At 61.8% G+C, this 21,843-nt stretch carries 18 protein-coding genes; 15 read left to right on the forward strand and 3 right to left on the reverse strand.

The genetic code is table 11. The annotated features are described in order from the left end of the window. The first annotated feature begins 18 nt into the window (after positions 1-18). From BLV18_RS18645 to BLV18_RS18695, 11 genes are all read left to right on the forward strand, one after another. On the forward strand, positions 19-2,778 hold the full coding sequence (locus BLV18_RS18645) for an LPS-assembly protein LptD (protein ID WP_090360728.1): 2,760 nt from the start codon (positions 19-21) through the stop codon (positions 2,776-2,778). Next, positions 2,753-4,081 (forward strand): peptidylprolyl isomerase SurA, encoded by a 1,329-nt coding sequence (surA, locus tag BLV18_RS18650; RefSeq protein ID WP_208598868.1) that lies wholly within the window; start codon positions 2,753-2,755, stop codon positions 4,079-4,081. Before BLV18_RS18645 ends, surA begins: the two co-directional genes overlap by 26 nt. Further along, positions 4,078-5,064, forward strand: a complete 987-nt coding sequence (pdxA, locus tag BLV18_RS18655; protein ID WP_090360731.1) for a 4-hydroxythreonine-4-phosphate dehydrogenase PdxA — start codon at positions 4,078-4,080, stop codon at positions 5,062-5,064. The genes surA and pdxA overlap by 4 nt, the downstream gene beginning before the upstream one ends. Continuing rightward, on the forward strand, positions 5,064-5,870 hold the full coding sequence (gene rsmA / locus BLV18_RS18660) for a 16S rRNA (adenine(1518)-N(6)/adenine(1519)-N(6))-dimethyltransferase RsmA (protein ID WP_056845315.1): 807 nt from the start codon (positions 5,064-5,066) through the stop codon (positions 5,868-5,870). The genes pdxA and rsmA overlap by 1 nt, the downstream gene beginning before the upstream one ends. 106 nt (positions 5,871-5,976) lie before the next feature. Beyond that, positions 5,977-6,357, forward strand: coding sequence for a Co2+/Mg2+ efflux facilitator ApaG/CorD (apaG, locus tag BLV18_RS18665; protein WP_090360735.1), 381 nt, complete (start codon positions 5,977-5,979; stop codon positions 6,355-6,357). Then, positions 6,357-7,238, forward strand: coding sequence for a symmetrical bis(5'-nucleosyl)-tetraphosphatase (locus BLV18_RS18670; protein ID WP_090360738.1), 882 nt, complete (start codon positions 6,357-6,359; stop codon positions 7,236-7,238). The genes apaG and BLV18_RS18670 overlap by 1 nt, the downstream gene beginning before the upstream one ends. A 28-nt stretch (positions 7,239-7,266) precedes the next feature. Continuing rightward, positions 7,267-7,587, forward strand: a complete 321-nt coding sequence (gene glpE, locus BLV18_RS18675; RefSeq protein WP_090360741.1) for a thiosulfate sulfurtransferase GlpE — start codon at positions 7,267-7,269, stop codon at positions 7,585-7,587. A gap of 312 nt (positions 7,588-7,899) precedes the next feature. Further along, positions 7,900-9,822, forward strand: coding sequence for a PrkA family serine protein kinase (locus BLV18_RS18680; RefSeq protein WP_049862413.1), 1,923 nt, complete (start codon positions 7,900-7,902; stop codon positions 9,820-9,822). 104 nt (positions 9,823-9,926) lie between these two features. Beyond that, positions 9,927-11,201, forward strand: coding sequence for a YeaH/YhbH family protein (locus BLV18_RS18685; protein ID WP_043192463.1), 1,275 nt, complete (start codon positions 9,927-9,929; stop codon positions 11,199-11,201). Further along, positions 11,198-12,760 (forward strand): SpoVR family protein, encoded by a 1,563-nt coding sequence (locus tag BLV18_RS18690; RefSeq protein WP_056845313.1) that lies wholly within the window; start codon positions 11,198-11,200, stop codon positions 12,758-12,760. The genes BLV18_RS18685 and BLV18_RS18690 overlap by 4 nt, the downstream gene beginning before the upstream one ends. A 66-nt stretch (positions 12,761-12,826) precedes the next feature. Then, positions 12,827-14,050, forward strand: coding sequence for a multifunctional CCA addition/repair protein (locus BLV18_RS18695; protein WP_090360743.1), 1,224 nt, complete (start codon positions 12,827-12,829; stop codon positions 14,048-14,050). Positions 14,051-14,520: 470 nt separating this feature from the next. Here the strand turns inward: BLV18_RS18695 and folK are convergent, their stop codons facing one another. Together folK and folB are read right to left on the reverse strand one after the other, a co-directional pair. Further along, positions 14,521-15,036: a 2-amino-4-hydroxy-6-hydroxymethyldihydropteridine diphosphokinase gene (gene folK, locus BLV18_RS18700; protein WP_090360746.1), complete on the reverse strand. Its 516-nt coding sequence runs from the start codon at positions 15,034-15,036 to the stop codon at positions 14,521-14,523. After that, complete coding sequence (folB, locus tag BLV18_RS18705; protein ID WP_090360749.1) at positions 15,027-15,380, reverse strand: dihydroneopterin aldolase; 354 nt, start codon at positions 15,378-15,380, stop codon at positions 15,027-15,029. The genes folK and folB overlap by 10 nt, the downstream gene beginning before the upstream one ends. Positions 15,381-15,454: 74 nt before the next feature. On the opposite strand from folB, the gene plsY reads away from it, so the two are divergent. Next, the gene (gene plsY, locus BLV18_RS18710; RefSeq protein ID WP_049862419.1) at positions 15,455-16,024 is read left to right on the forward strand and encodes a glycerol-3-phosphate 1-O-acyltransferase PlsY; all 570 of its coding nucleotides are present in this window, start codon (positions 15,455-15,457) and stop codon (positions 16,022-16,024) included. Between the two features lie 18 nt (positions 16,025-16,042). On the opposite strand, the gene tsaD is transcribed toward plsY, so the two are convergent. After that, complete coding sequence (tsaD, locus tag BLV18_RS18715) at positions 16,043-17,068, reverse strand: tRNA (adenosine(37)-N6)-threonylcarbamoyltransferase complex transferase subunit TsaD (RefSeq protein ID WP_090360751.1); 1,026 nt, start codon at positions 17,066-17,068, stop codon at positions 16,043-16,045. Between the two features lie 195 nt (positions 17,069-17,263). On the opposite strand from tsaD, the gene rpsU reads away from it, so the two are divergent. The 3 genes from rpsU (at position 17,264) to rpoD (ending at position 21,657) form a co-directional block, all read left to right on the forward strand. Further along, the gene (gene rpsU / locus BLV18_RS18720; RefSeq protein ID WP_002551877.1) at positions 17,264-17,479 is read left to right on the forward strand and encodes a 30S ribosomal protein S21; all 216 of its coding nucleotides are present in this window, start codon (positions 17,264-17,266) and stop codon (positions 17,477-17,479) included. A gap of 307 nt (positions 17,480-17,786) precedes the next feature. Further along, a complete protein-coding gene (dnaG, locus tag BLV18_RS18725; protein ID WP_090360755.1) occupies positions 17,787-19,745 on the forward strand; it encodes a DNA primase in 1,959 nt (652 codons plus the stop codon). A 67-nt stretch (positions 19,746-19,812) separates the two neighbouring features. Next, positions 19,813-21,657 (forward strand): RNA polymerase sigma factor RpoD, encoded by a 1,845-nt coding sequence (rpoD, locus tag BLV18_RS18730; protein ID WP_049862422.1) that lies wholly within the window; start codon positions 19,813-19,815, stop codon positions 21,655-21,657. Positions 21,658-21,843: the final 186 nt, after the last annotated feature.

Consider the following 21,843-nt stretch of genomic DNA (forward strand, 5'->3'; position numbering starts at 1 on the left):
GAAGCCCGGACTAATAAGATGGCATTGAAATCCCCCGCGTTTCGTAAAAAATTTCCGTTGCTGGTCACTGGCGGTTTGCTAGTGATGCAACCCATGGCCACCCAGTTCGTCTTTGCTGCAGAGCAATTCGACTGCCAAGTCTCCGCTGCCGGCGCCTGGGACTGCAACCCCAAGGCTCCGGCTGCGCAGTTGCCACCACGCCCCGTCCACGACGGCGCGGCGGTGGCAGGCAGTGGCGGCGGCTCTTCGCGTGAAGAGAAGACCGTCGGCCCGGTGGCCGTCACCCAGAGCAAAGGCCGTGGCCTGACCTCGCGCAGCGCCGACTACAGCCATCTGGACTGGGTGCCGCGCAGCAAGCTGACCGCCGCCCAACTGGCCGAAACCGGGCCGTACTGCTCCGGTGCATACATCGAGCCTGTACGTCCTGGCATGAACGACAGCACGCCCAAGAGCGAGTCGCCGACCTTCATCGGCGCCAAGGCTTCGCGCTACCAGACCGAAGAGCAGATCGCTTCGCTGGCCGGTGACGTGGTGATGCGCCAGGGCAGCATGCAGATCGAGGCCGACGAGGCCAGCCTGCATCAGGCCGAGAACCGTGGCGAGCTCAACGGCAACGTCAAGCTGCGCGACAACGGCGCGCTGGTCGTGGGCGACCACGCCCAGGTCCAGCTCGACACCGGCGAAGCCCAGGTCGACAACGCCGAATACGTGCTGCACAAGTCGCGCATCCGCGGCAGTGCGCTGTACGCCAAGCGTGCCGAAAACGCGATCATCCGCCTCAAGGACGGTACCTATACCACCTGTGAGCCGGACAGCAACGCCTGGCAGCTCAAGGGCAACAACATCACGCTGAACCCGGCCACCGGTTTCGGCACCGCGACCAACGTCACCCTTCGCGTGAAGGATATTCCGGTGCTGTACACGCCGTATATCTACTTCCCGATCGACGATCGTCGCCAGTCCGGCTTCCTCCCGCCGTCCTTCGCCACCGACAGCGACAGCGGCTTCACCCTCGTCACGCCGTACTACTTCAACCTGGCGCCCAACTACGACGCCACGTTGTATCCGCGCTACATGGCCAAGCGCGGCGTGATGATGGAAGGCGAGTTCCGTTACCTGACCAAGACCAGCGAAGGTCAGTTCGGCGGTGCGTACCTCAACGACGAGAACGACGATCGCCGCCTGCAGTCCGACTATGACAAGACCCGCTGGATGGTCAACTGGCAGCACAAGGGTGGCCTGGACTCGCGCCTGACCACTGAAGTCAACTACACCGACATCAGCGACCCTTACTACTTCCAGGACCTGCAATCCGACCAGATCGGTGTCGAGCGCACCGACTGGATCAACCAGCAGGGCGCCCTGACCTATCGTGGCGATACCTACACTGCACGCTTGAACGCCCAGGCGTACAAGCTGGCAACCGTGGCCGACATCACCCCGTACAACCGCATGCCGCAGATCACCTTCAACGGTGCGCTACCGTACCATCCGGGCGGTTTGGACTTTACCTACAACAGCGAGATCGTCCGTTTCGAGCGTGATCTACGCACCGGCACGTTCATCAATGAGGACGGCTTCGGCGAACGTCGCATCGACAACAACGTGACAGGTTTGGCCCGTGCCAACGGCAACCGCCTGAATCTGGAACCTGGCGTGTCGTTGCCGTTGAATTGGAATTGGGGCTTCGTACGTCCGTCGCTCAAATACATGTACACCCAGTACGATCTGGACCTGGACAGTCAAGGCAAGAACAGCCTGCTGGCCGACGAGCGCTTCAGCAGTTCGCAGAACCGCGGCGTACCAATCGCCAGCATCGACAGCGGTCTGTATTTCGACCGCAACACGCAGATGTTCGGCACCAACTTCCGCCAGACGCTGGAACCACGCCTGTTCTACCTCTATGTACCCGAGGAAGACCAGACCGACATCCCCGTGTTCGACACCTCGGAAACCACCTTCAGCTACGGCTCGCTGTTCCGTGAAAACCGCTTCACCGGCTCTGACCGCGTGGGCGACGAGAACAAGCTGTCGCTGGGTGTGACCAGCCGCTGGATCGAAGAGAACGGTTTCGAACGTCAGCGCGTGAGCGTTGGCCAGGCCGTGTACTTCAAGGATCGCGAAGTGCAGCTCCCGGGCGTTGACTTCAAGACCCGCGACGATGCACAGGCCAATGTTTCGCCGTACGCCCTGGAATACGAATACCGCTTCAACCGCGACTGGCGCTTCAGCTCGGATTTCAACTGGGATCCGGACAGCCGCAGCACTCGTTCGGGCAGCGCGATGTTCCACTACCAGCCTGAAGACAACCCCAACAAGGTGGTCAACCTGGGCTATCGCTACCGCGACGACACCGTGCACTACGATTCGGCGACCGGTCGCTGGACCTTCGGTGGCGACTACGGCCAGCCGGGCGATGCGAACTACGTGAAGGACTACTACAAGATCCAGCAGCACGACTTCTCGGTCATGTGGCCGATCGTGCCGCAGTGGACCGTCATCAGCCGCTGGCAGTTCGACTACAACCGCAATCGCACGCTGGAAGCTTTCGGCGGTTTCGAATACGACAACTGCTGCTGGAAGATGCGTTTGATCAATCGTTACTGGGTTGACTACGACGAGTACAGCCAGGCCGCCCCGCAGAACGAAAAAGGCGACCATGGCGTATTCCTGCAAATCGTGCTGAAGGGCCTCGGTGGCGTGGTAGGCAAAAAAGTCGACAGTTTCCTCGACAAAGGCATTCAAGGTTATCGTGAACGTGAAGACCAAGCTATGTGATCTGCTGCGCCCAGTCGTGCTGGGCGCCATGCTGCTGGGCACCACGGCGCACGCCGCGGTGCAACAGCTGGACCGTGTCGTGGCCATCGTCGACAACGACGTGATCATGCAAAGCCAGCTGGACCAGCGCGTCAAGGAAGTGCAGCAAACCATCGCCAAGCGTGGCGGTAGTGGTGGCGTGCCTCCAGCCAGCGTCCTGCAACAGCAGGTGCTGGAACGCCTGATCGTCGAGAACCTGCAACTGCAGATCGGCGAGCGCTCCGGTATTCGCATCACCGACGAAGAACTCAACGGTGCCATCGCCACCATCGCCCAGCGCAACAACATGTCGACCGAGCAATTTCGCGCCGCACTGGCGCATGACGGCTTGTCGTATGACGATGCGCGCGAGCAGGTGAAGCGCGAGATGATCATCAGCCGCGTGCGTCAACGTCGCGTGGCCGAGCGCATCCAGGTGTCGGAGCAGGAAGTGAAGAACTTCCTCGCCTCGGACCTGGGCAAGATGCAGCTGTCCGAGGAACTGCACCTGGCCAACATCCAGATCCAGGTTCCGGAAAGCGCCAGTTCGGCGGCTATCCAGGCAGCGGCCGCCAAGGCCGAAGACATCTATCGCCAACTCAAGCAGGGTGCCGACTTCAACAAGCTGGCCATTGCCAGCTCGTCGAGCGAAAACGCCCTCGAGGGCGGCGACATGGGCTGGCGCAAGCCGGCGCAATTGCCACCGCCTTTCGATCGCATGCTGAGCACCATGCCGGTTGGTGATGTGACGCAGCCAGTGCGCACGCCTGTGGGCTTCATCATCCTCAAGGTGCTGGACAAGCGCGGCGGCGGCGTCCAGACCGTCGACGAAGTGCACGTACGCCACATTCTGCTGAAGCCGAGCGAGATTCGCAGTCCGGCGCAGACCGAAGAGCTGGCGCGCAAACTGTACGAGCGCATCGAGAACGGCGAAGACTTCGCCACCCTGGCGAAGAATTTCTCGGAAGATCCGGGCTCGGCACTCAACGGTGGCGACCTGAACTGGGTCAACCCGCAGTCGCTGGTCCCCGAGTTCCGCGAAACCATGGCGTCGACCCCAGTGGACTCCGTCTCGCGTCCATTCCAGACGCAGTTCGGCTGGCACGTTCTGCAGGTACTCGGCCGCCGCGCGACCGATAACACCGAGCAGGCCCGCGATCAGCAGGCAATGAACGTGTTGCGTAACCGCAAATACGACGAAGAGCTGCAGACCTGGATGCGCCAGATCCGCGACGAAGCCTACGTTGAAATCAAGCTGCCTGGCGCCGACCAGGCCGCACAGTGACACCCAAGCGTTTCGCGTTGACGCCCGGCGAGCCGGCGGGCATAGGTCCTGACCTGTGCCTGCTGCTCGCCGCGCAGCCCCAGCCTCATCCCCTGATAGCCATCACCAGTCGTGACCTGCTCGCCGAGCGGGCCGCGCAACTGGGGCTGGCCGTCAGTCTGCTGGAAGTCGATGCCGACGCCCTCCCCGACCATCCTGCGCCCGCTGGCAGCCTGTACGTATGGGATACGCCGCTGGGCGCGCCTGTGCGCACAGGTGAGCTGGATGCGGCCAATGCCGCGTTCGTGCTGCAGACCCTGACCCGTGCGGCCCAAGGCTGTCTCGACGGCCGGTTCGCAGGCATGATCACCGCGCCGGTGCACAAGGGTGTCATCAACGACGGTGGCATCGCGTTTTCCGGACATACCGAATTTCTCGCCGACCTCACCGCGACCGAACAGGTAGTGATGATGCTGGCCACCGGCGATCTGCGCGTGGCGCTGGTGACCACTCACCTGCCGCTGCGCGACGTAGCCGACGCAATCACCGCCGAACGCCTGGAGCGGGTCACGCGCATTCTGCATGCCGACCTGCAGGGCAAATTCGGCCTGGCTCGCCCGCGCATCCTGGTCTGCGGCCTCAACCCGCACGCCGGCGAGGGCGGCCACCTGGGTCGCGAAGAAATAGACATCATCGAGCCCACCCTGGAGCGTCTACGCACCGAGGGCATGGATCTGCGCGGGCCGCTGCCCGCCGATACCCTCTTCACTCCCAAATACCTGCAGCATTGCGACGCGGTGCTGGCGATGTACCACGACCAGGGCCTGCCCGTACTCAAGTACAAGGGCTTTGGCGCAGCGGTCAACGTCACCCTCGGGCTGCCGATCATCCGCACCTCCGTGGACCATGGCACCGCCCTCGACCTGGCCGGGACCGGCAAGGTCGATACCGGCAGCCTGCGCGTCGCCCTCGACACCGCCTATCGAATGGCCGAGACACTTTAATGACCGAGCAATACCAACACCGGGCGCGCAAGCGCTTTGGTCAGAACTTTCTTCATGACGCCGGCGTTATCGACCGCATCCTTCGCTCGATCCATGCCAAGCCTGGTGAACACCTGCTGGAAATCGGACCGGGCCAGGGTGCGCTGACCGAAGGACTGCTGGGCAGCGGTGCGCAACTGGACGTCGTGGAACTGGACAAGGACCTGGTGCCCATTCTCAATCAGCAGTTCGCAGGCCGTGACAACTTCCGTCTGCACCAGGGCGACGCGTTGAAGTTCGACTTCACCAGTCTGGGTGCCGAGCCCGCTACCCTGCGCGTAGTCGGCAACCTGCCGTACAACATTTCCACACCGCTGATCTTCCATCTGCTGCACAACGCCCATCTGATTCGCGACATGCATTTCATGCTGCAGAAGGAAGTGGTCGAGCGCATGGCTGCAGGGCCTGGCGGTGGCGACTGGGGTCGTCTGTCGATCATGGTTCAGTACCACTGCCGCGTCGAACACCTGTTCAACGTCGGACCCGGTGCGTTCAATCCACCGCCCAAGGTCGATTCGGCCATCGTGCGACTGGTGCCTCATACCACCCTGCCTCACCCGGCCAAGGATCACCGCCTGCTCGAGCGTGTCGTCCGCGAAGCGTTCAACCAGCGCCGCAAGACCTTGCGCAATACCCTCAAGGCATTGTTGCCCAATGAGGCAATCGAAGCCGCTGGCGTCGATGGCAGTCTGCGTCCCGAACAGCTGGACCTGGCGGCTTTCGTACGTCTGGCAGACCAACTGGCCGAACGAAGCGACGCCCTCTGACCTCTAACGTGGACCACCCGGTGGTCCACAGGCCCTCTATTTGACCTAGACTGACCTGAACCGGCCGACGCCGGCTACATTCGCTCTCGCTTTCAAGGCCTTTTGCATGTCCGATCCTCGCTATCAGATCGACGTCAGCGTCGTAACCCGTTTCCTGCCCGAACAGTCTCAACCCGAGCAGCACCGCTTTGCCTTCGCCTACACCGTGACTGTGCTCAACAACGGACAACTGCCGGCTCGCCTGCTATCACGTCATTGGGTGATCACTGATGGCGACGGCAAGGTCGAAGAAGTCCGTGGGCCTGGCGTGATCGGCCAGCAACCGCTTATTGCTGCGGGTGCGAGCCACACCTACTCAAGCGGTACGGTCATGGCCACCACCGTGGGCAACATGCAGGGCAGCTACCAGATGCAGGCCGAGGACGGCAAGAAATTCGACGCTGTGATTGCGCCGTTTCGTCTTGCGGTGCCAGGAGCCCTGCACTGATGGCGGTGTACGCAGTCGGTGACTTGCAAGGCTGTCTGGAACCCCTCAAGTGCCTGCTGCAACGGGTCGCCTTCGACCCGACGAAAGACACCTTGTGGCTGGTGGGTGACCTGGTCAACCGCGGACCGAGTTCGCTGGAAACCCTGCGCTATCTGTATGCCATACGCGAGTCGGTGGTCTGCGTGCTGGGCAACCATGACCTGCACCTGCTGGCGGTAGCCCACAACGCCGAACGACTCAAGCGTGGCGATACTCTGCGCGAGATTCTCGAAGCGCCAGACGGCCCGCAACTACTGGACTGGCTGCGCCGCCAGAAGCTGCTGCACTACGATGAGCAAAGCAATACCGTTCTGGTTCATGCCGGGATTCCGCCCCAGTGGTCGCTGCGCAAGGCGCTGCGTCTGGCTGCCGAAGTCGAGGCAGCCCTGGGTGACGACAACCTGTTCCAGCCCTATCTGGATGGCATGTACGGTAACGAACCGAACAAATGGGACAAGTCATTGCAAGGCGCCGCTCGTCTGCGTGTGATCACCAATTACTTCACCCGCATGCGCTTCTGCACCGCCGACGGCAAGCTCGACCTCAAGGGCAAGGAAGGCGCCGACACCGCGCTGCCCGGTTACGCGCCCTGGTTCGCGCACAAGGAGCGCAAGACCCGCGACCTCAAGATCATCTTCGGCCATTGGGCGGCCCTGGAAGGTCGTTGCGACGCGCCGGGCGTGTTCGCGCTCGACACCGGTTGCGTATGGGGCGGCGCGATGACCCTGCTCGACGTTGACAGTGGCGTGCGCCTGTCATGCCAATGCACCGACCAGGGCGAGGCAATGGCGCCCGAATCGACGCCTGCGGTGGATTTCCCTCCCCCTGGCGACAAACGCTAGAATGGATGCCCAGCCCAGGAGCCTGCCCATGACCGAATTCCAACGCATCCCTCCGCAACAAGCCCACAGCCTGCGCGAACAGGGCGCCGTGGTGGTCGACATCCGCGATCCCCAGACCTTCGCGGCCAGCCACATCACCGACTCCACGCACCTGGACAACCACTCGCTGCACGATTTCATCAAGGCGGCCGACCTGGACAAACCGCTGGTCGTGGTCTGCTACCACGGCAACTCCAGCCAGAGCGCCGCCGCCTATCTGGTCAGCCAAGGATTCTCCGACGTCTACAGTCTGGATGGTGGCTTCGAGCTGTGGCGCACTACCTTTCCGGGCGAAACCAGCCAGGCCTGAATCCTCGGCGGCGGGCAAGGCGCGACGAATTTTTTTTCGTGCGCCGACGCCGCGCCCCACGGGCCTTCCCGGCATCAGCGCAAAGCCTTGCCGACACTTAATTGCGCATCCGCCCTTGAAGTCCCCGATTACCAACTATCCTTTAGCTCAGGCCATCCATAACAGGGGAGAGCCGGTACACCGGCGCGCGGGTCAATCGGTAAAGACTACATGGGTGTTCTGGGGGGTATACGGCCACCAAGGGGTTCAGGTGACCGCCAGCATCAACTGAGTGATCCGACGTCGGCTCCACGTATCGAGCGAGGTGACGTCATGAGTATTTTTAGCCACTTCCAACAACGCTTCGAATCCACACGCCAGGAAGAGCTCTCATTACAGGAGTACCTCGAGCTGTGCAAAAAGGACCGTAGCACCTACGCCTCCGCCGCCGAGCGGATACTGATGGCGATCGGGGAGCCCGAATTGCTCGATACATCGACCAATTCCAGGCTGTCGCGCATCTTTTCCAACAAGGTGATCCGGCGCTACCCCGCCTTCGAAGACTTCCATGGCATGGAGGAATGCATCGACCAGATCGTGTCGTACTTCCGCCATGCCGCGCAGGGTCTGGAAGAAAAGAAACAGATCCTGTACCTGCTCGGACCGGTCGGTGGCGGCAAGTCATCGCTGGCCGAGAAGCTCAAACAGTTGATCGAGAAGGTGCCGTTCTACGCCATCAAGGGCTCACCGGTGTTCGAGTCGCCCCTGGGGCTGTTCAATGCCACCGAGGACGGCGCGATCCTGGAGGAAGACTTCGGCATTCCGCAGCGCTACCTGAGCACCATCATGTCGCCTTGGGCGACCAAGCGCCTGGCTGAATTCGGCGGCGACATCAGCCAGTTCCGCGTGGTCAAGCTCTACCCTTCCATCCTCAACCAGATCGCCGTGGCCAAGACCGAGCCGGGGGACGAGAACAACCAGGACATTTCCGCGCTGGTGGGCAAGGTGGATATCCGCAAGCTCGAGGAATACCCGCAGAACGACGCCGACGCCTACAGCTACTCCGGTGCCCTGTGCCGGGCCAACCAGGGGCTGATGGAGTTCGTCGAGATGTTCAAGGCACCGATCAAGGTGCTCCATCCGTTGCTGACCGCCACTCAGGAAGGCAACTACAACAGCACCGAGGGCCTGGGCGCGATCCCCTACTCCGGCATCCTGCTGGCGCACTCCAACGAATCGGAATGGCACAGCTTCCGCAACAACAAGAACAACGAGGCGTTCATCGACCGGATCTACATCGTCAAGGTGCCGTACTGCCTGCGGGTGAGCGACGAGATCAAGATCTACGACAAGCTGCTGTTCAACAGTTCGCTGTCCAAGGCTCATTGCGCGCCCGATACCCTGAAGATGCTCGCCCAGTTCACCACCCTGTCGCGGCTCAAGGAGCCGGACAACTCCAACATCTACTCCAAGATGCGCGTATACGACGGCGAAAACCTCAAGGACACCGATCCCAAGGCCAAGTCGATCCAGGAGTACCGCGACACAGCAGGTGTGGACGAAGGGATGAATGGTCTGTCGACGCGCTTCGCGTTCAAGATCCTGTCCAAGGTGTTCAACTTCGATCCACACGAAATCGCCGCCAACCCGGTGCACCTGCTCTATGTGCTGGAGCAGCAGATCGAGCAGGAGCAGTTCCCCGCCGAGGTGCGTGAGCGCTACCTGCGTTTCCTCAAGGAATACCTGGCCCCACGCTATATCGAGTTCATTGGCAAGGAGATCCAGACCGCGTACCTGGAGTCCTACAGCGAGTACGGCCAGAACATCTTCGACCGTTATGTGCTGTACGCCGATTTCTGGATTCAGGATCAGGAATACCGCGATCCGGAAACCGGAGAAATCCTCAACCGTGTGGCTCTCAACGAAGAACTGGAGAAGATCGAGAAGCCGGCCGGCATCAGCAACCCTAAGGATTTCCGCAACGAGATCGTCAACTTCGTGTTGCGCGCCCGCGCCAATAACAATGGCAAGAACCCGACCTGGCTCAGCTACGAGAAGCTGCGCGTGGTGATCGAGAAGAAAATGTTCTCCAACACCGAGGACCTGCTTCCGGTCATCAGCTTCAACGCCAAGGCCAGCAAGGAGGACCAGCAGAAGCACAACGACTTCGTCACTCGCATGGTCGAGCGCGGCTATACCGACAAGCAGGTGCGCCTGCTGTCCGAGTGGTATCTGCGGGTCAGGAAGTCGCAGTGATCGCGCGGTAAGCTTCAGGCAGCGAAGGGCCCGGACGGACAGGACCGTCCGGGCGCCTCGCCGCTCTCGACTTGTGGCTTGCAGCCAGGCTGCCCGGAGGCCTAATGAGCTATGTGATCGACCGACGCCTCAATGGCAAGAACAAGAGCACGGTGAACCGCCAGCGATTTCTGCGGCGTTACCGTGACCACATCAAGAAGGCTGTGGAAGAAGCGGTCGGCCGCCGCTCCATCACCGACATGGAACACGGCGAGCAGATCAGCATTCCCGGTCGAGACATCGACGAACCGGTGCTGCATCACGGCCGTGGTGGCAAGCAGACCGTGGTGCACCCCGGCAACAAGGAGTTCACGGCCGGTGAACACATCGCTCGCCCCCAAGGCGGTGGCGGTGGCGGCAAAGGGCCTGGAAAGGCGGGCAACTCCGGCGAGGGCATGGACGAGTTCGTGTTCCAGATCACCCAGGAAGAATTCCTCGAATTCATGTTCGAAGACCTCGAACTGCCCAACCTGGTCAAGCGCAACCTCAGCGGTACCGACACCTACAAGACGGTGCGCGCCGGGATCAGCAACGAGGGCAACCCCTCACGCATCAACATCATCCGCACCCTGCGCTCCGCCCACGCGCGGCGCATCGCGCTCTCGGGCAGCAGCCGCGCCAAGCTCAAGGCGGCCAAGCTCGAACTCGAACGCCTGAAGATCGAAGAGCCAGACAACTTTGGTGACATCCAGGCCCTGATGGGGGAAATCGAGAAGCTCAGCGCCCGCATCCATCGAGTGCCCTTCCTCGACACCTTCGACGTGAAGTACAACCTGCTGGTCAAACACCCCAACCCAAGCTCCAAGGCGGTGATGTTCTGCCTGATGGACGTGTCCGGCTCCATGACTCAGGCAACCAAGGACATCGCCAAGCGGTTCTTCATCCTGCTGTACCTGTTCCTCAAGCGTAACTACGACAAGATCGAGGTGGTGTTCATCCGTCATCACACCAGCGCCCGCGAAGTTGACGAAGAAGAATTCTTCTACTCTCGCGAGACGGGCGGCACCATCGTTTCCAGCGCGTTGAAACTGATGCAGGAAATCATGGCGGCGCGCTACCCGACCAACGAATGGAACATCTATGCCGCCCAGGCCTCGGACGGCGACAACTGGAACGACGACTCGCCCATCTGTCGGGAAATCCTCACCAAGCAGATCATGCCGTTCGTGCAGTACTACACCTATGTGGAGATCACGCCGCGCGAACATCAGGCGCTGTGGTACGAATACGAGCGCATCAGCGAGTCGTTCGCCGATACGTTCGCCCAGCAACAGCTGGTGTCGGCCGGGGATATCTATCCGGTCTTCCGTGAACTCTTCCAGCGCAGGTTAGCGACATGACCGCCAGAGAGCAGAAGCGTCAACCCATCTCCACGGGCTCGGAATGGACGTTCGAGCTCATCCAGACCTATGACCGGGAAATCAGCCGCATCGCCGAGCGCTATGCGCTGGACACCTACCCCAACCAGATCGAGGTGATCACGGCCGAGCAGATGATGGATGCGTATGCTTCGGTCGGCATGCCGCTGGGCTATCACCACTGGTCCTACGGCAAACACTTTCTCAGTACCGAGAAGTCCTACACGCGCGGTCAGATGGGGTTGGCCTACGAGATCGTCATCAACTCCGATCCGTGCATCGCCTACCTGATGGAAGAGAACACCATCTGCATGCAAGCGCTGGTAGTGGCTCACGCCTGCTATGGGCACAACAGTTTCTTCAAGGGTAACTACCTATTCCGCACCTGGACCGACGCCAGCTCGATCATCGATTACCTGGTGTTCGCCAAGTCCTACATCATGAAGTGCGAGGAACGCCATGGGATCGATGCCGTGGAAGACCTGCTCGATTCCTGCCACGCCCTGATGAACTACGGCGTCGACCGCTACAAGCGTCCGTATCCGATTTCCGCCGAGGAGGAACGTCGCCGCCAGGCCGACCGCGAAGAACACCTGCAGCGCCAGATCAACGATCTATGGCGCACCATCCCCAAAGGCGCCGACAAGAACCGCGAGGAGGACAACGCCCGGTTCCCGGCCGAACCGCAGGAGAACATCCTGTACTTCATCGAGAAACACGCGCCGCTGCTCGAGCCGTGGCAACGCGAGATCGTCAGGATCGTGCGCAAGATCGCGCAGTACTTCTACCCCCAGCGCCAGACCCAGGTGATGAACGAAGGCTGGGCGACGTTCTGGCATTACACCCTGATGAATGACCTCTACGACGAGGGCCTGGTCACCGACGGCTTCATGATGGAATTTTTGCAGTCGCACACCAGCGTAGTGTTCCAGCCGGGTTTCGACAGCCCTTACTACAACGGTATCAACCCCTATGCGCTGGGTTTTGCCATGTACCGGGACATACGGCGCATGTGCGAACACCCGGACGACGAGGACCGCCGCTGGTTTCCCGAGATTGCCGGCAGTGACTGGTTGTCGACGATCAAGTTCGCCATGAGCAGCTTCAAGGATGAGAGTTTCATCCTGCAGTACCTGTCGCCCAAGGTCATCCGCGACCTGAAGCTGTTCAGCATCATGGACGACGACCAACGTGACGAACTGCTGGTGCCCGCGATCCACGACGAGAACGGCTATCGCACGATCCGCGAGACCCTGGCGGCGCAATACAACCTGGGCAACCGCGAGCCCAACGTGCAGATCTGGAGCATCGATCGACGCGGTGACCGCTCATTGACCCTGCGCCATCAGCAACACGACCGCAAGCCGCTGGGTGAATCCACCGAGGAAGTGCTCAAGCACCTGCACCGTTTGTGGGGCTTCGACATCCATTTGGAGACGCTGCAGGGCGATCAACTGGTCAAGACGCACCACGTGCCGCCGCGCAACGAGCACACGGACGGCAGCCATGGGCGGGCGGACCTCAACGTCGTGCACCTCTGAGGCCGGTGCACTGGGCAAACCTTCGGTGGCTAGGTGTTATCCTTCGCGGCCATCGGAGGTGTTGCAATGAAGATCTATGAAGTGGGCGGCGCGGTGCGCGATCGCCTTCTGGGTATACCCGTCACCGACATCGATCGCGTGGTCGTGGGTGCCAGCGCCGAGCGAATGCTCGCTGACGGGTACCGGCCAGTCGGCAGCGATTTCCCGGTGTTTCTGCATCCGCAGACCGGCGAAGAATATGCCCTGGCGCGTACCGAGCGCAAAAGCGGCCGCGGCTACGGTGGTTTCGTGTTCCATGCCAGCCCGGACGTCACCCTTGAAGAGGACCTGTCGCGGCGCGACCTGACCATTAATGCCATGGCCGAGGACGACGAAGGTCGGATCATCGACCCCTACGGTGGCCAGCAAGACCTGCATGACCGCCTGCTCAAGCACGTCTCCCCCGCCTTCATCGAAGATCCCCTGCGCGTACTGCGAGTCGCGCGTTTCGCTGCCCGCTATGCCGGACTGGGTTTTCGAGTGGCCGAACCGACCTTGCAACTGATGCGTCAGCTGAGCGAATCGGGCGAGTTGCTGGCCCTGACAGCCGAACGCAGCTGGAAGGAAATTTCCCGGGCGCTGTTGGAAGCGCACCCACACGTGTTCATTCAGGTGCTGCGCGACTGCGGAGCGCTGGAACAATTGCTCCCCGAAGTGGACGCGTTGTTCGGCGTACCGCAACCGCCTGCTCATCATCCGGAGATCGACACCGGGGTGCATACCTTGAGCGTGCTGGAACAGGCCGCGCGGCATGAGCAACCACTGACCGTGCGCTGGGCGTGTCTGTTGCATGATCTGGGCAAGGGCACCACGCGACCCAGCGAGTGGCCGCGGCATATCGCTCACGAGCAGCGCGGCGTGAAGTTGATCAAGGCGGTCAACGAGCGCTTCAAGGTGCCCAAGGATTGCCAGGAGCTGGCGGTGCTGGTCGGTGAATACCATACCCATGGGCATCGGGCTCTGGAGCTCAAACCGTCGACCTTGCTGGAACTGTTGCAGAACTTCGACGTGTACCGGCGTCCCCAGCGCTTCGAGGAGTTCATCATGGCGTGCGAAATGGACGCGCGTGGACGGTTGGGATTCGAGGGGCGAGAGTACCCTCAGGCGGATTATCTGCGCGGTGCGGCTGCGGCGGCGCGGGGTGTGGCGGTTCAGCCGCTAGTTGCTCAAGGGTTCAAGGGGCAGGCGCTGGGTGAGGCGTTGAAACGGGCACGGTTGGAGGTGTTGAAGGAGTATAAGGCGGGCGTTTGAATGGGGATGGTTGAGGGTGGCTTTGCGGGCCTCTTCGCGGGCAGAGACCCGCTCCCACAGGGACGTGGGATCACTTGGGGTTCCCATGGGAAAGTGGGATCACCTGTGGTTCCCATGGGGAAGTGGGATCACCTGGGGCTCCCATGGGGAAGTGGGATCACCTGGGGCTCCCATGGGGAAGTGGGATCACCTGGGGTTCTCATGGGGACGTGGGATCACCTGGGGCTCCCATGGGGACGTGGGATCACCTGGGGCTCCCATGGGGACGTGGGATCACCTGGGGCTCCCATGGGGACGTGGGATCACCTGGGGTTCTCATGGGGACGTGGGATCACCTGGGGTTCCCATGGGAAAGTGGGATCACCTGGGGTTCTCATGGGGACGTGGGATCACCTGGGAGGCCCACTCTTACAGGTAAGTGTGATCACCTGTGGGAGCGGGTCTCTGCCCGCGAAGAAGGCGCAAGCGATCTAAAGCGTGGCAGGGGTCAACTGCTGTCCGCGCCATTCGAAGGGGACAGGCGCCAATACCTGGTCGATACTCGCCTCGCGCCACAACCGGCCAAGACTCACACCTGTACCCGGATGCACCAACTCTGGTGCAATCAGCGCCAATGGCCACAGGACGAACGCGTTTTTCAGAATTTCGGCACGCGGCAATATCAGCCCATCGAAGTTGCCGACCAGGTCGGCGTACAACAATACATCGATATCCAGCGGCAGCCCCTTGCGGTCCGGGGCGTAGCGGCCATTGTCGGCCTCGATGAATTTCAGCCGGCGGTCCAGCTCCGCCAACGGCAGATCGGTCAGCGCGGTGACCACCAGGTTGAAGAACGGGCCGCTCTTGATGCCCACCGGCTGGCTTTCGAATACGGCCGAGCAACGCAGGTCCACGAGGAAGGCGGCCAACGCGTCGAGGCCGGCGCACAGATGACGCTGGCGATCGACGTTGCTGCCCAGGCCCAGATAAATTCGATTCAGCGACATCCGCGCTCGATCTCCACGCCCACACCCTTCGCCGCCGCGACGGCACCGGGCTTGGTGACTTTGAGCCGCAGCCAGGGAATACCGAATTCGCTCATCAGCAATTGGGCAAGGCGCTCGGCGAAGGTCTCGACCAGCTCGAAGCGCGCCTGGGCGGCAAAGGCCTGGATGCGCTGCGAGACGGTCGCGTAGTCCAGCGCGAGCGTCAGGTCGTCGCCCGCGGCAGCCGGACGGTTGTCCCAGGCGAATACCAGGTCCAGACGCAGGCACTGACGAATGTCACGCTCCCAATCATAGGCGCCGATCACCGTGTCGACTTCCAGGCCTTCGATAAACACTCTGTCCAAGCACTTCACTCCGCAGCACGACAAGGGCGCCTGGCGCCGTTAGAATCAAGGGTTTCCCTACCCGGAAATAAAGCATGTTCTGGTTGCTGGCGCTTGGCGCCTACCTGCTCGGCTCGCTGTCCTTCGCTATCGTGCTCAGCCGCGCGACGGGCACTCCCGACCCGCGAATGAGCGGTTCGGGCAACGCCGGCGCGACCAACATGCTACGCCTGGCCGGTAAAAAGCTCGCCATCCTCACTCTGCTGGGCGACTTGTGCAAGGGTTTGCTGCCGGTACTGATTGCCGCGCAAGCCGGGATGACGCTCGCACAGCAAGCCTGGATCGGGCTCTGCGCGGTGATCGGCCACCTGTTTCCGCTGTATTTCCGCTTCAAGGGCGGCAAGGGCGTGGCCACCTCCGCCGGCCTGCTGCTGGGCCTGTACCCGCCTGCCGCGCTGCTGGCCATGGCTGCCTGGGCGCTGACCTTTCGGCTCACGCGCACCAGTTCACTCGCAGCCCTGATCGCCACGCCACTGACTTTGCCGCTGCTGGCCTGGCAACGCCCAGAGACACTGCTGCCCCTGAGCGTGCTGACCATCCTGATCATCTGGCGTCACCGCGGCAACCTGCGCGATCTGTTCGCTGGCCGCGAGCGGCACTTCTGAGCAGGCTGGCCGGCGCGTTCAGAGCGCTGGCAATTGCTCCATCGGCCAACGTGCCTGGACACTGATGGCCAGGGTTTCCTGCTGCCCGACCAACAGACGCTGACATCCAGCATAGGCGATCATGGCACCGTTATCGGTGCAGAACTGCGGGCGGGCGTAATAGACGTTGCCACCCAGCTCGCCCAGCATCTTTTCCAGGCCCTGGCGCAACGACTGGTTGGCACTCACCCCACCGGCGATCACGAGGCGCTTGAGGCCGGTCTGCTTCAAGGCCCGGCGGCATTTGTAGGTCAGCGTATCGACCACCGCCTGCTCGAACGCCAGGGAGATATCGCAGCGAGTCTGCTCACCGTCGTCGCCAGCGCTGCGGCACTGCTGCCAGGTGTTGAGCGCGAAGGTCTTCAGACCGCTGAAACTGAAATCCAGGCCAGGGCGGTCGCACATCGGCCGCGGGAAGGTGAAGCGCCCGGCTACGCCCTGTCTGGCCAGGCGGGCAATCTCCGGGCCGCCCGGGTAGTTCAGGCCGATCAGCTTGGCAGTCTTGTCGAAGGCTTCCCCGGCCGCATCGTCCAGGGTCTCGCCGAGCAAGGCGTACTGGCCAATGCCGTCGACCTGGACCAATTGCGTATGGCCGCCGGACACCAGCAGGGCAACGAACGGAAACTGCGGCGGCTGCTCTTCCAGCATGGGTGCCAGCAGATGGCCTTCCATGTGGTGAACGCCCAACGCCGGTATGTCCCAGGCGAATGCCAGCGCCTGGGCGCAAGAGGCGCCGACCAGCAGCGCGCCGACCAGGCCGGGGCCGGCGGTATAGGCGATGGCGTCGATCTCGGTCACCGCGCAGTCGGCCTCGGCCAAGACCTGACGGATCAGCGGCAGCATGCGCTTGACGTGGTCGCGCGAGGCAAGCTCGGGCACCACCCCGCCATAGGCGCGATGCAGGTCGATCTGGCTGAACAGCGCATCGGCCAGCAAGCCGCGTTCACTGTCGTATAATGCGACACCGGTTTCGTCGCAGGACGTTTCCAATCCCAGTACTAGCATGGCCAGGCCTTGTGGAGCTGTATTCGAAGGCGCGCATGATAGTCGTCGAACAGAGCACCGACCAGCGGTTTTCGATCAGAGGCTTTGCATTCCTGCTGGGTAAGGGTTAACATCCGCAACCCTTAAAAACCGACGTACTTATGCGCGCTTTTGCCATGAGATGTCGACCCCGGTAATGAATGAAGGTAGCTCTGGATGCCAGCCGTCAAAGTTAAAGAGAACGAACCCTTCGACGTAGCTCTGCGTCGTTTCAAGCGCTCCTGCGAAAAAGCCGGTGTACTGGCTGAAGTTCGTAGCCGCGAATTTTACGAGAAGCCGACTTCGGAGCGTAAGCGCAAGGCAGCAGCCGCTGTCAAACGTCACGCCAAGAAAGTCCAGCGCGAACAGCGCCGCGCCGTTCGTCTGTACTAATACACAGACGTTCGTCGCAAGCTTCTGCCTTGCCCGGCCCACAGCCGGGCTGCCGGCAGTTGCCGCAGTACCCCGCCTCAAACGTCAGAACTGGCTTCATTGCCAGATCGTGCACGTCATCCTGACGAGCCTTGCAAGGCTGCAGACGAGCACACTTATTCCGTTGGTAACGCCCTCCTTCGACTGCTGCCCAAGGCGCCGTTGAACGCAGAGACGTTTCCGACATAGAAATCTGCGCTGCAAAACCTGCCAGACCGATTTCCAATGGGTACACTTCCGCTCCTGGGCTGCTGATAAAGAGAACGCCATGGCCGGGCTGATTCCCCAAGGCTTCATCGACGACCTGCTCAACCGTACCGACATCGTCGATGTGGTGCAGTCACGTCTGCAAATGAAGAAAGCCGGCAAGAACTACACGGCCTGCTGCCCTTTCCACAAGGAAAAGACCCCCTCTTTCAGCGTCAGCCCCGACAAGCAGTTCTATTACTGTTTCGGCTGTGGCGCCGGTGGCAACGCCCTTGGCTTCATCATGGACCATGACAACCTGGACTTTCCCCAGGCCGTCGAGGAACTGGCCAAGGCCGCCGGTATGGAAGTGCCGCGCGAAGACAGCGGGCGCAACAGCAAGCCGCGCCAGCCCACCGACTCACCGCTGTACCCACTGCTCGAAGCCGCCGCAGAATTCTATCGCCTGGCGCTCAAGGGGCACCCGCAACGCCGGGCGGCCGTCGACTACCTCAAGGGCCGCGGCCTGTCCGGCGAGATCGCGCGCGATTTTGGCCTGGGCTTCGCACCGCCGGGCTGGGATAACCTGTTCAAGCACCTGAGCAGCGACAGCCTTCAGCAGAAAGCCATGATCGATGCGGGCCTGCTGGTGGAAAACGCCGACTCGGGCAAGCGCTACGACCGTTTCCGCGACCGCGTGATGTTCCCCATCCGCGACAGCCGCGGGCGGGTCATCGCCTTCGGTGGCCGGGTGCTGGGCGACGACAAGCCCAAGTACCTGAACTCCCCGGAAACCCCGGTGTTCCACAAGGGCCAGGAGCTGTACGGTCTGTACGAAGCACGCAAGCACAACCGCAACCTTGACGAGATCATCGTCGTCGAGGGCTACATGGATGTCATTGCCCTGGCTCAGCAAGGCTTGCGCAACGCCGTCGCGACCCTGGGCACGGCCACCAGCGAGGAGCACCTCAAGCGTCTGTTTCGCGTGGTGCCCAGCGTGCTGTTCTGCTTCGACGGCGACCAGGCCGGCCGCAATGCCGCCTGGCGCGCGCTGGAAGCTGCGCTGCCGAGCCTGCAGGATGGGCGCAAGGCGCGCTTTCTGTTTCTGCCCGAAGGCGAAGATCCGGACACCCTGGTGCGCGCCGAAGGCACCGACGCCTTCCGGGCTCGCATCAACCAACACGCGCAGCCGCTGGCGGATTATTTTTTCCAGCAACTGACCGAAGAAGCCGATCCGCGCTCGCTGGAAGGCAAGGCGCACATGGCGACGCTGGCAGCGCCGCTGATCGACAAGGTACCGGGCGCGAACCTGCGCACCCTGATGCGCAATCGCCTGAGCCAGATCACCGGCTTGAGTGGCGAGGCCGTCAGCCAGCTGGTGCAAAGCGCGCCCGCAGCGCCGACGCCCAGCCACGACCCGATGGCCGATTACGATTCGATGCCGGGTTATTCGCCGGACTTCAGTGACTTTCATGCGCCGCCGGCCTTCGAACCACAGCAACAATGGACATCGGCCAAGACGTCCGGCAAGAAATGGGAAGGCAAGCCGTGGAAAGGCAAGGGCAAGCGTGATTTCGAACCGCGTCCGCAGCCGCGCACGCCGGTGACGGTGGAGCCGCCCACGCTCAGCGCACTGCGCACCCTGCTGCACTATCCGCAACTGGCGGAGAAGGTGGAGGATGTCAGTCATTTTGCCGACGAGGAACAGCTGCACGCACAACTACTGGTGGCACTGCTCGAAGCCCTGCAGAAGAATCCCAAGCTACGCTCTCTGCAGTTGATCGCGCGGTGGCACGGTACCGAACAAGGCAAGTTGCTGCGCGCATTGGCCGAGAAAGAATGGCTGATCGATGCCGATAACCTTGAACAACAGTTTTTCGACACTATAACTAGCTTGTCCGCTCGCCAACGCGAGCGTTGTCTCGAGCATTTGCTCAGGAAATCAAGACAGAGTGAACTGAGCGCAGAGGAAAAGAATCAACTGCGCGAGCTCCTCAGCCGCAATGTTCACGCACAAACCCCGACCTCAACTGGCGCGTGAGGTCCTAGCTCGGGTATAATCCTCGGCTTGTTTTTTGCCCGCCAAGACCTTCAGTGGATAGGGTGTTATGTCCGGAAAAGCGCAACAGCAATCTCGCATCAAAGAGTTGATCACCCGTGGTCGTGAGCAGGGCTACCTGACTTACGCGGAGGTCAACGATCACCTGCCCGAGGATATTTCAGATCCGGAGCAGGTGGAAGACATCATCCGCATGATCAACGACATGGGGATCAACGTATTCGAGAGTGCTCCGGATGCGGATGCCCTTTTGTTGGCCGAAGCCGATACCGACGAAGCGGCGGCCGAAGAGGCCGCTGCGGCGTTGGCAGCGGTCGAGACCGACATCGGTCGCACGACCGACCCGGTGCGCATGTACATGCGCGAAATGGGTACGGTCGAGCTGCTGACGCGTGAAGGCGAAATCGAAATCGCCAAACGTATCGAAGAGGGCATCCGTGAGGTGATGGGCGCGATCGCGCACTTCCCCGGCACGGTCGAGCATATCCTCAGCGAATACGACCGCGTGACCACCGAGGGTGGTCGCCTGTCCGACGTGCTCAGCGGCTACATCGATCCGGACGACGGCATCGCGCCGCCGGCCGAGGTGCCGCCGCCGGTCGAGAAACCGGCCGACAAGGCCGACGCCAAGGATGACGACGAAGAAGAAAGCGACAGCGACGACGAGGAAGAGACCGAGAGCGGTCCCGATCCGGTCGTGGCCCAGCAGCGCTTCGGCGCCGTGTCCGATCAACTCGCCGTTACCCTGAAAGCGCTGAAGAAGCATGGCCGTCACAGCAAGCAAGGCATCGCCGAGATGCTCGCGCTGGCCGAGCTGTTCATGCCGATCAAGCTGGTGCCCAAGCAGTTCGAAGGCCTGGTGGAGCGTGTTCGTGGTGCCCTGGATCGCCTGCGTCAGCAGGAACGCGCCATCATGCAGCTGTGCGTTCGTGATGCCCGCATGCCGCGCGCCGACTTCCTGCGCCAGTTCCCTGGCAACGAAGTCGACCAGACCTGGAGCGATGCACTGGCCAACGGCAAGGCGAAGTACGCCGAGGCCATCGGTCGCCTGCAGGCCGACATTCAGCGCTGCCAGCAGAAGCTGAGCGCGCTGGAAGCGGAAACCGGTCTGACCATCGCCGAGATCAAGGACATCAACCGTCGCATGTCGATCGGCGAAGCCAAGGCTCGCCGGGCGAAGAAGGAGATGGTCGAAGCCAACCTGCGTCTGGTGATCTCGATCGCCAAGAAGTACACCAACCGTGGCCTGCAATTCCTCGATCTGATCCAGGAAGGTAACATCGGCTTGATGAAGGCGGTGGACAAGTTCGAATACCGTCGCGGGTACAAGTTCTCGACGTACGCCACCTGGTGGATTCGTCAGGCCATCACCCGCTCGATCGCCGACCAGGCGCGCACTATCCGTATTCCGGTGCACATGATCGAGACCATCAACAAGCTGAACCGCATTTCGCGGCAGATGCTGCAGGAGATGGGTCGCGAGCCTACGCCGGAAGAGCTGGGCGAGCGCATGGAGATGCCCGAGGACAAGATCCGCAAGGTCTTGAAGATCGCCAAGGAGCCTATCTCCATGGAGACGCCGATCGGTGACGACGAAGACTCCCATCTGGGTGACTTCATCGAAGACTCGACCATGCAGTCGCCGATCGACGTGGCCACCGTGGAAAGCCTCAAGGAAGCCACGCGCGAAGTGCTGGGCGGCCTGACGGCACGTGAAGCCAAGGTGCTGCGCATGCGCTTCGGCATCGACATGAACACCGACCACACCCTTGAGGAAGTCGGCAAGCAGTTCGATGTCACCCGTGAGCGTATTCGTCAGATCGAAGCCAAGGCGCTGCGCAAGCTGCGTCATCCGACGAGAAGCGAGCACCTGCGCTCCTTCCTCGACGAATAAGCCTCAGCGACGAGCACCACCAGAACCCCCGGCCTTGCCGGGGGTTTTGCGTGATGGACCCATGACCCCAAAGTTTGTTCGCCCCCCTCTTCCCGCTGGCTGCCGCGCCCGACTACACTGGCCCTTCCTGCGATGGTCCAACGAGGCTGCCATGCATCGACTGCCGGCACTTGTGCTGCTGACTTC

The organism is Pseudomonas coleopterorum (assembly GCF_900105555.1).
Taxonomy (GTDB): domain Bacteria; phylum Pseudomonadota; class Gammaproteobacteria; order Pseudomonadales; family Pseudomonadaceae; genus Aquipseudomonas; species Aquipseudomonas coleopterorum.

Excerpts from the sequence above, each read along its gene's own strand:
- dnaG (WP_090360755.1), top strand. The coding sequence starts at position 17,787 with ATGGCCGGGCTGATTCCCCAAGGCTTCATCGACGACCTGCTCAACCGT.
- tsaD (WP_090360751.1), bottom strand. The coding sequence starts at position 17,068 with ATGCTAGTACTGGGATTGGAAACGTCCTGCGACGAAACCGGTGTCGCA.
- rpoD (WP_049862422.1), top strand. The coding sequence starts at position 19,813 with ATGTCCGGAAAAGCGCAACAGCAATCTCGCATCAAAGAGTTGATCACC.
- glpE (WP_090360741.1), top strand. The coding sequence starts at position 7,267 with ATGACCGAATTCCAACGCATCCCTCCGCAACAAGCCCACAGCCTGCGC.
- plsY (WP_049862419.1), top strand. The coding sequence starts at position 15,455 with ATGTTCTGGTTGCTGGCGCTTGGCGCCTACCTGCTCGGCTCGCTGTCC.
- BLV18_RS18685 (WP_043192463.1), top strand. The coding sequence starts at position 9,927 with ATGAGCTATGTGATCGACCGACGCCTCAATGGCAAGAACAAGAGCACG.
- BLV18_RS18695 (WP_090360743.1), top strand. The coding sequence starts at position 12,827 with ATGAAGATCTATGAAGTGGGCGGCGCGGTGCGCGATCGCCTTCTGGGT.
- folK (WP_090360746.1), bottom strand. The coding sequence starts at position 15,036 with ATGTCGCTGAATCGAATTTATCTGGGCCTGGGCAGCAACGTCGATCGC.
- rsmA (WP_056845315.1), top strand. The coding sequence starts at position 5,064 with ATGACCGAGCAATACCAACACCGGGCGCGCAAGCGCTTTGGTCAGAAC.
- BLV18_RS18680 (WP_049862413.1), top strand. The coding sequence starts at position 7,900 with ATGAGTATTTTTAGCCACTTCCAACAACGCTTCGAATCCACACGCCAG.
- apaG (WP_090360735.1), top strand. The coding sequence starts at position 5,977 with ATGTCCGATCCTCGCTATCAGATCGACGTCAGCGTCGTAACCCGTTTC.
- BLV18_RS18645 (WP_090360728.1), top strand. The coding sequence starts at position 19 with ATGGCATTGAAATCCCCCGCGTTTCGTAAAAAATTTCCGTTGCTGGTC.
- BLV18_RS18690 (WP_056845313.1), top strand. The coding sequence starts at position 11,198 with ATGACCGCCAGAGAGCAGAAGCGTCAACCCATCTCCACGGGCTCGGAA.
- rpsU (WP_002551877.1), top strand. The coding sequence starts at position 17,264 with ATGCCAGCCGTCAAAGTTAAAGAGAACGAACCCTTCGACGTAGCTCTG.
- BLV18_RS18670 (WP_090360738.1), top strand. The coding sequence starts at position 6,357 with ATGGCGGTGTACGCAGTCGGTGACTTGCAAGGCTGTCTGGAACCCCTC.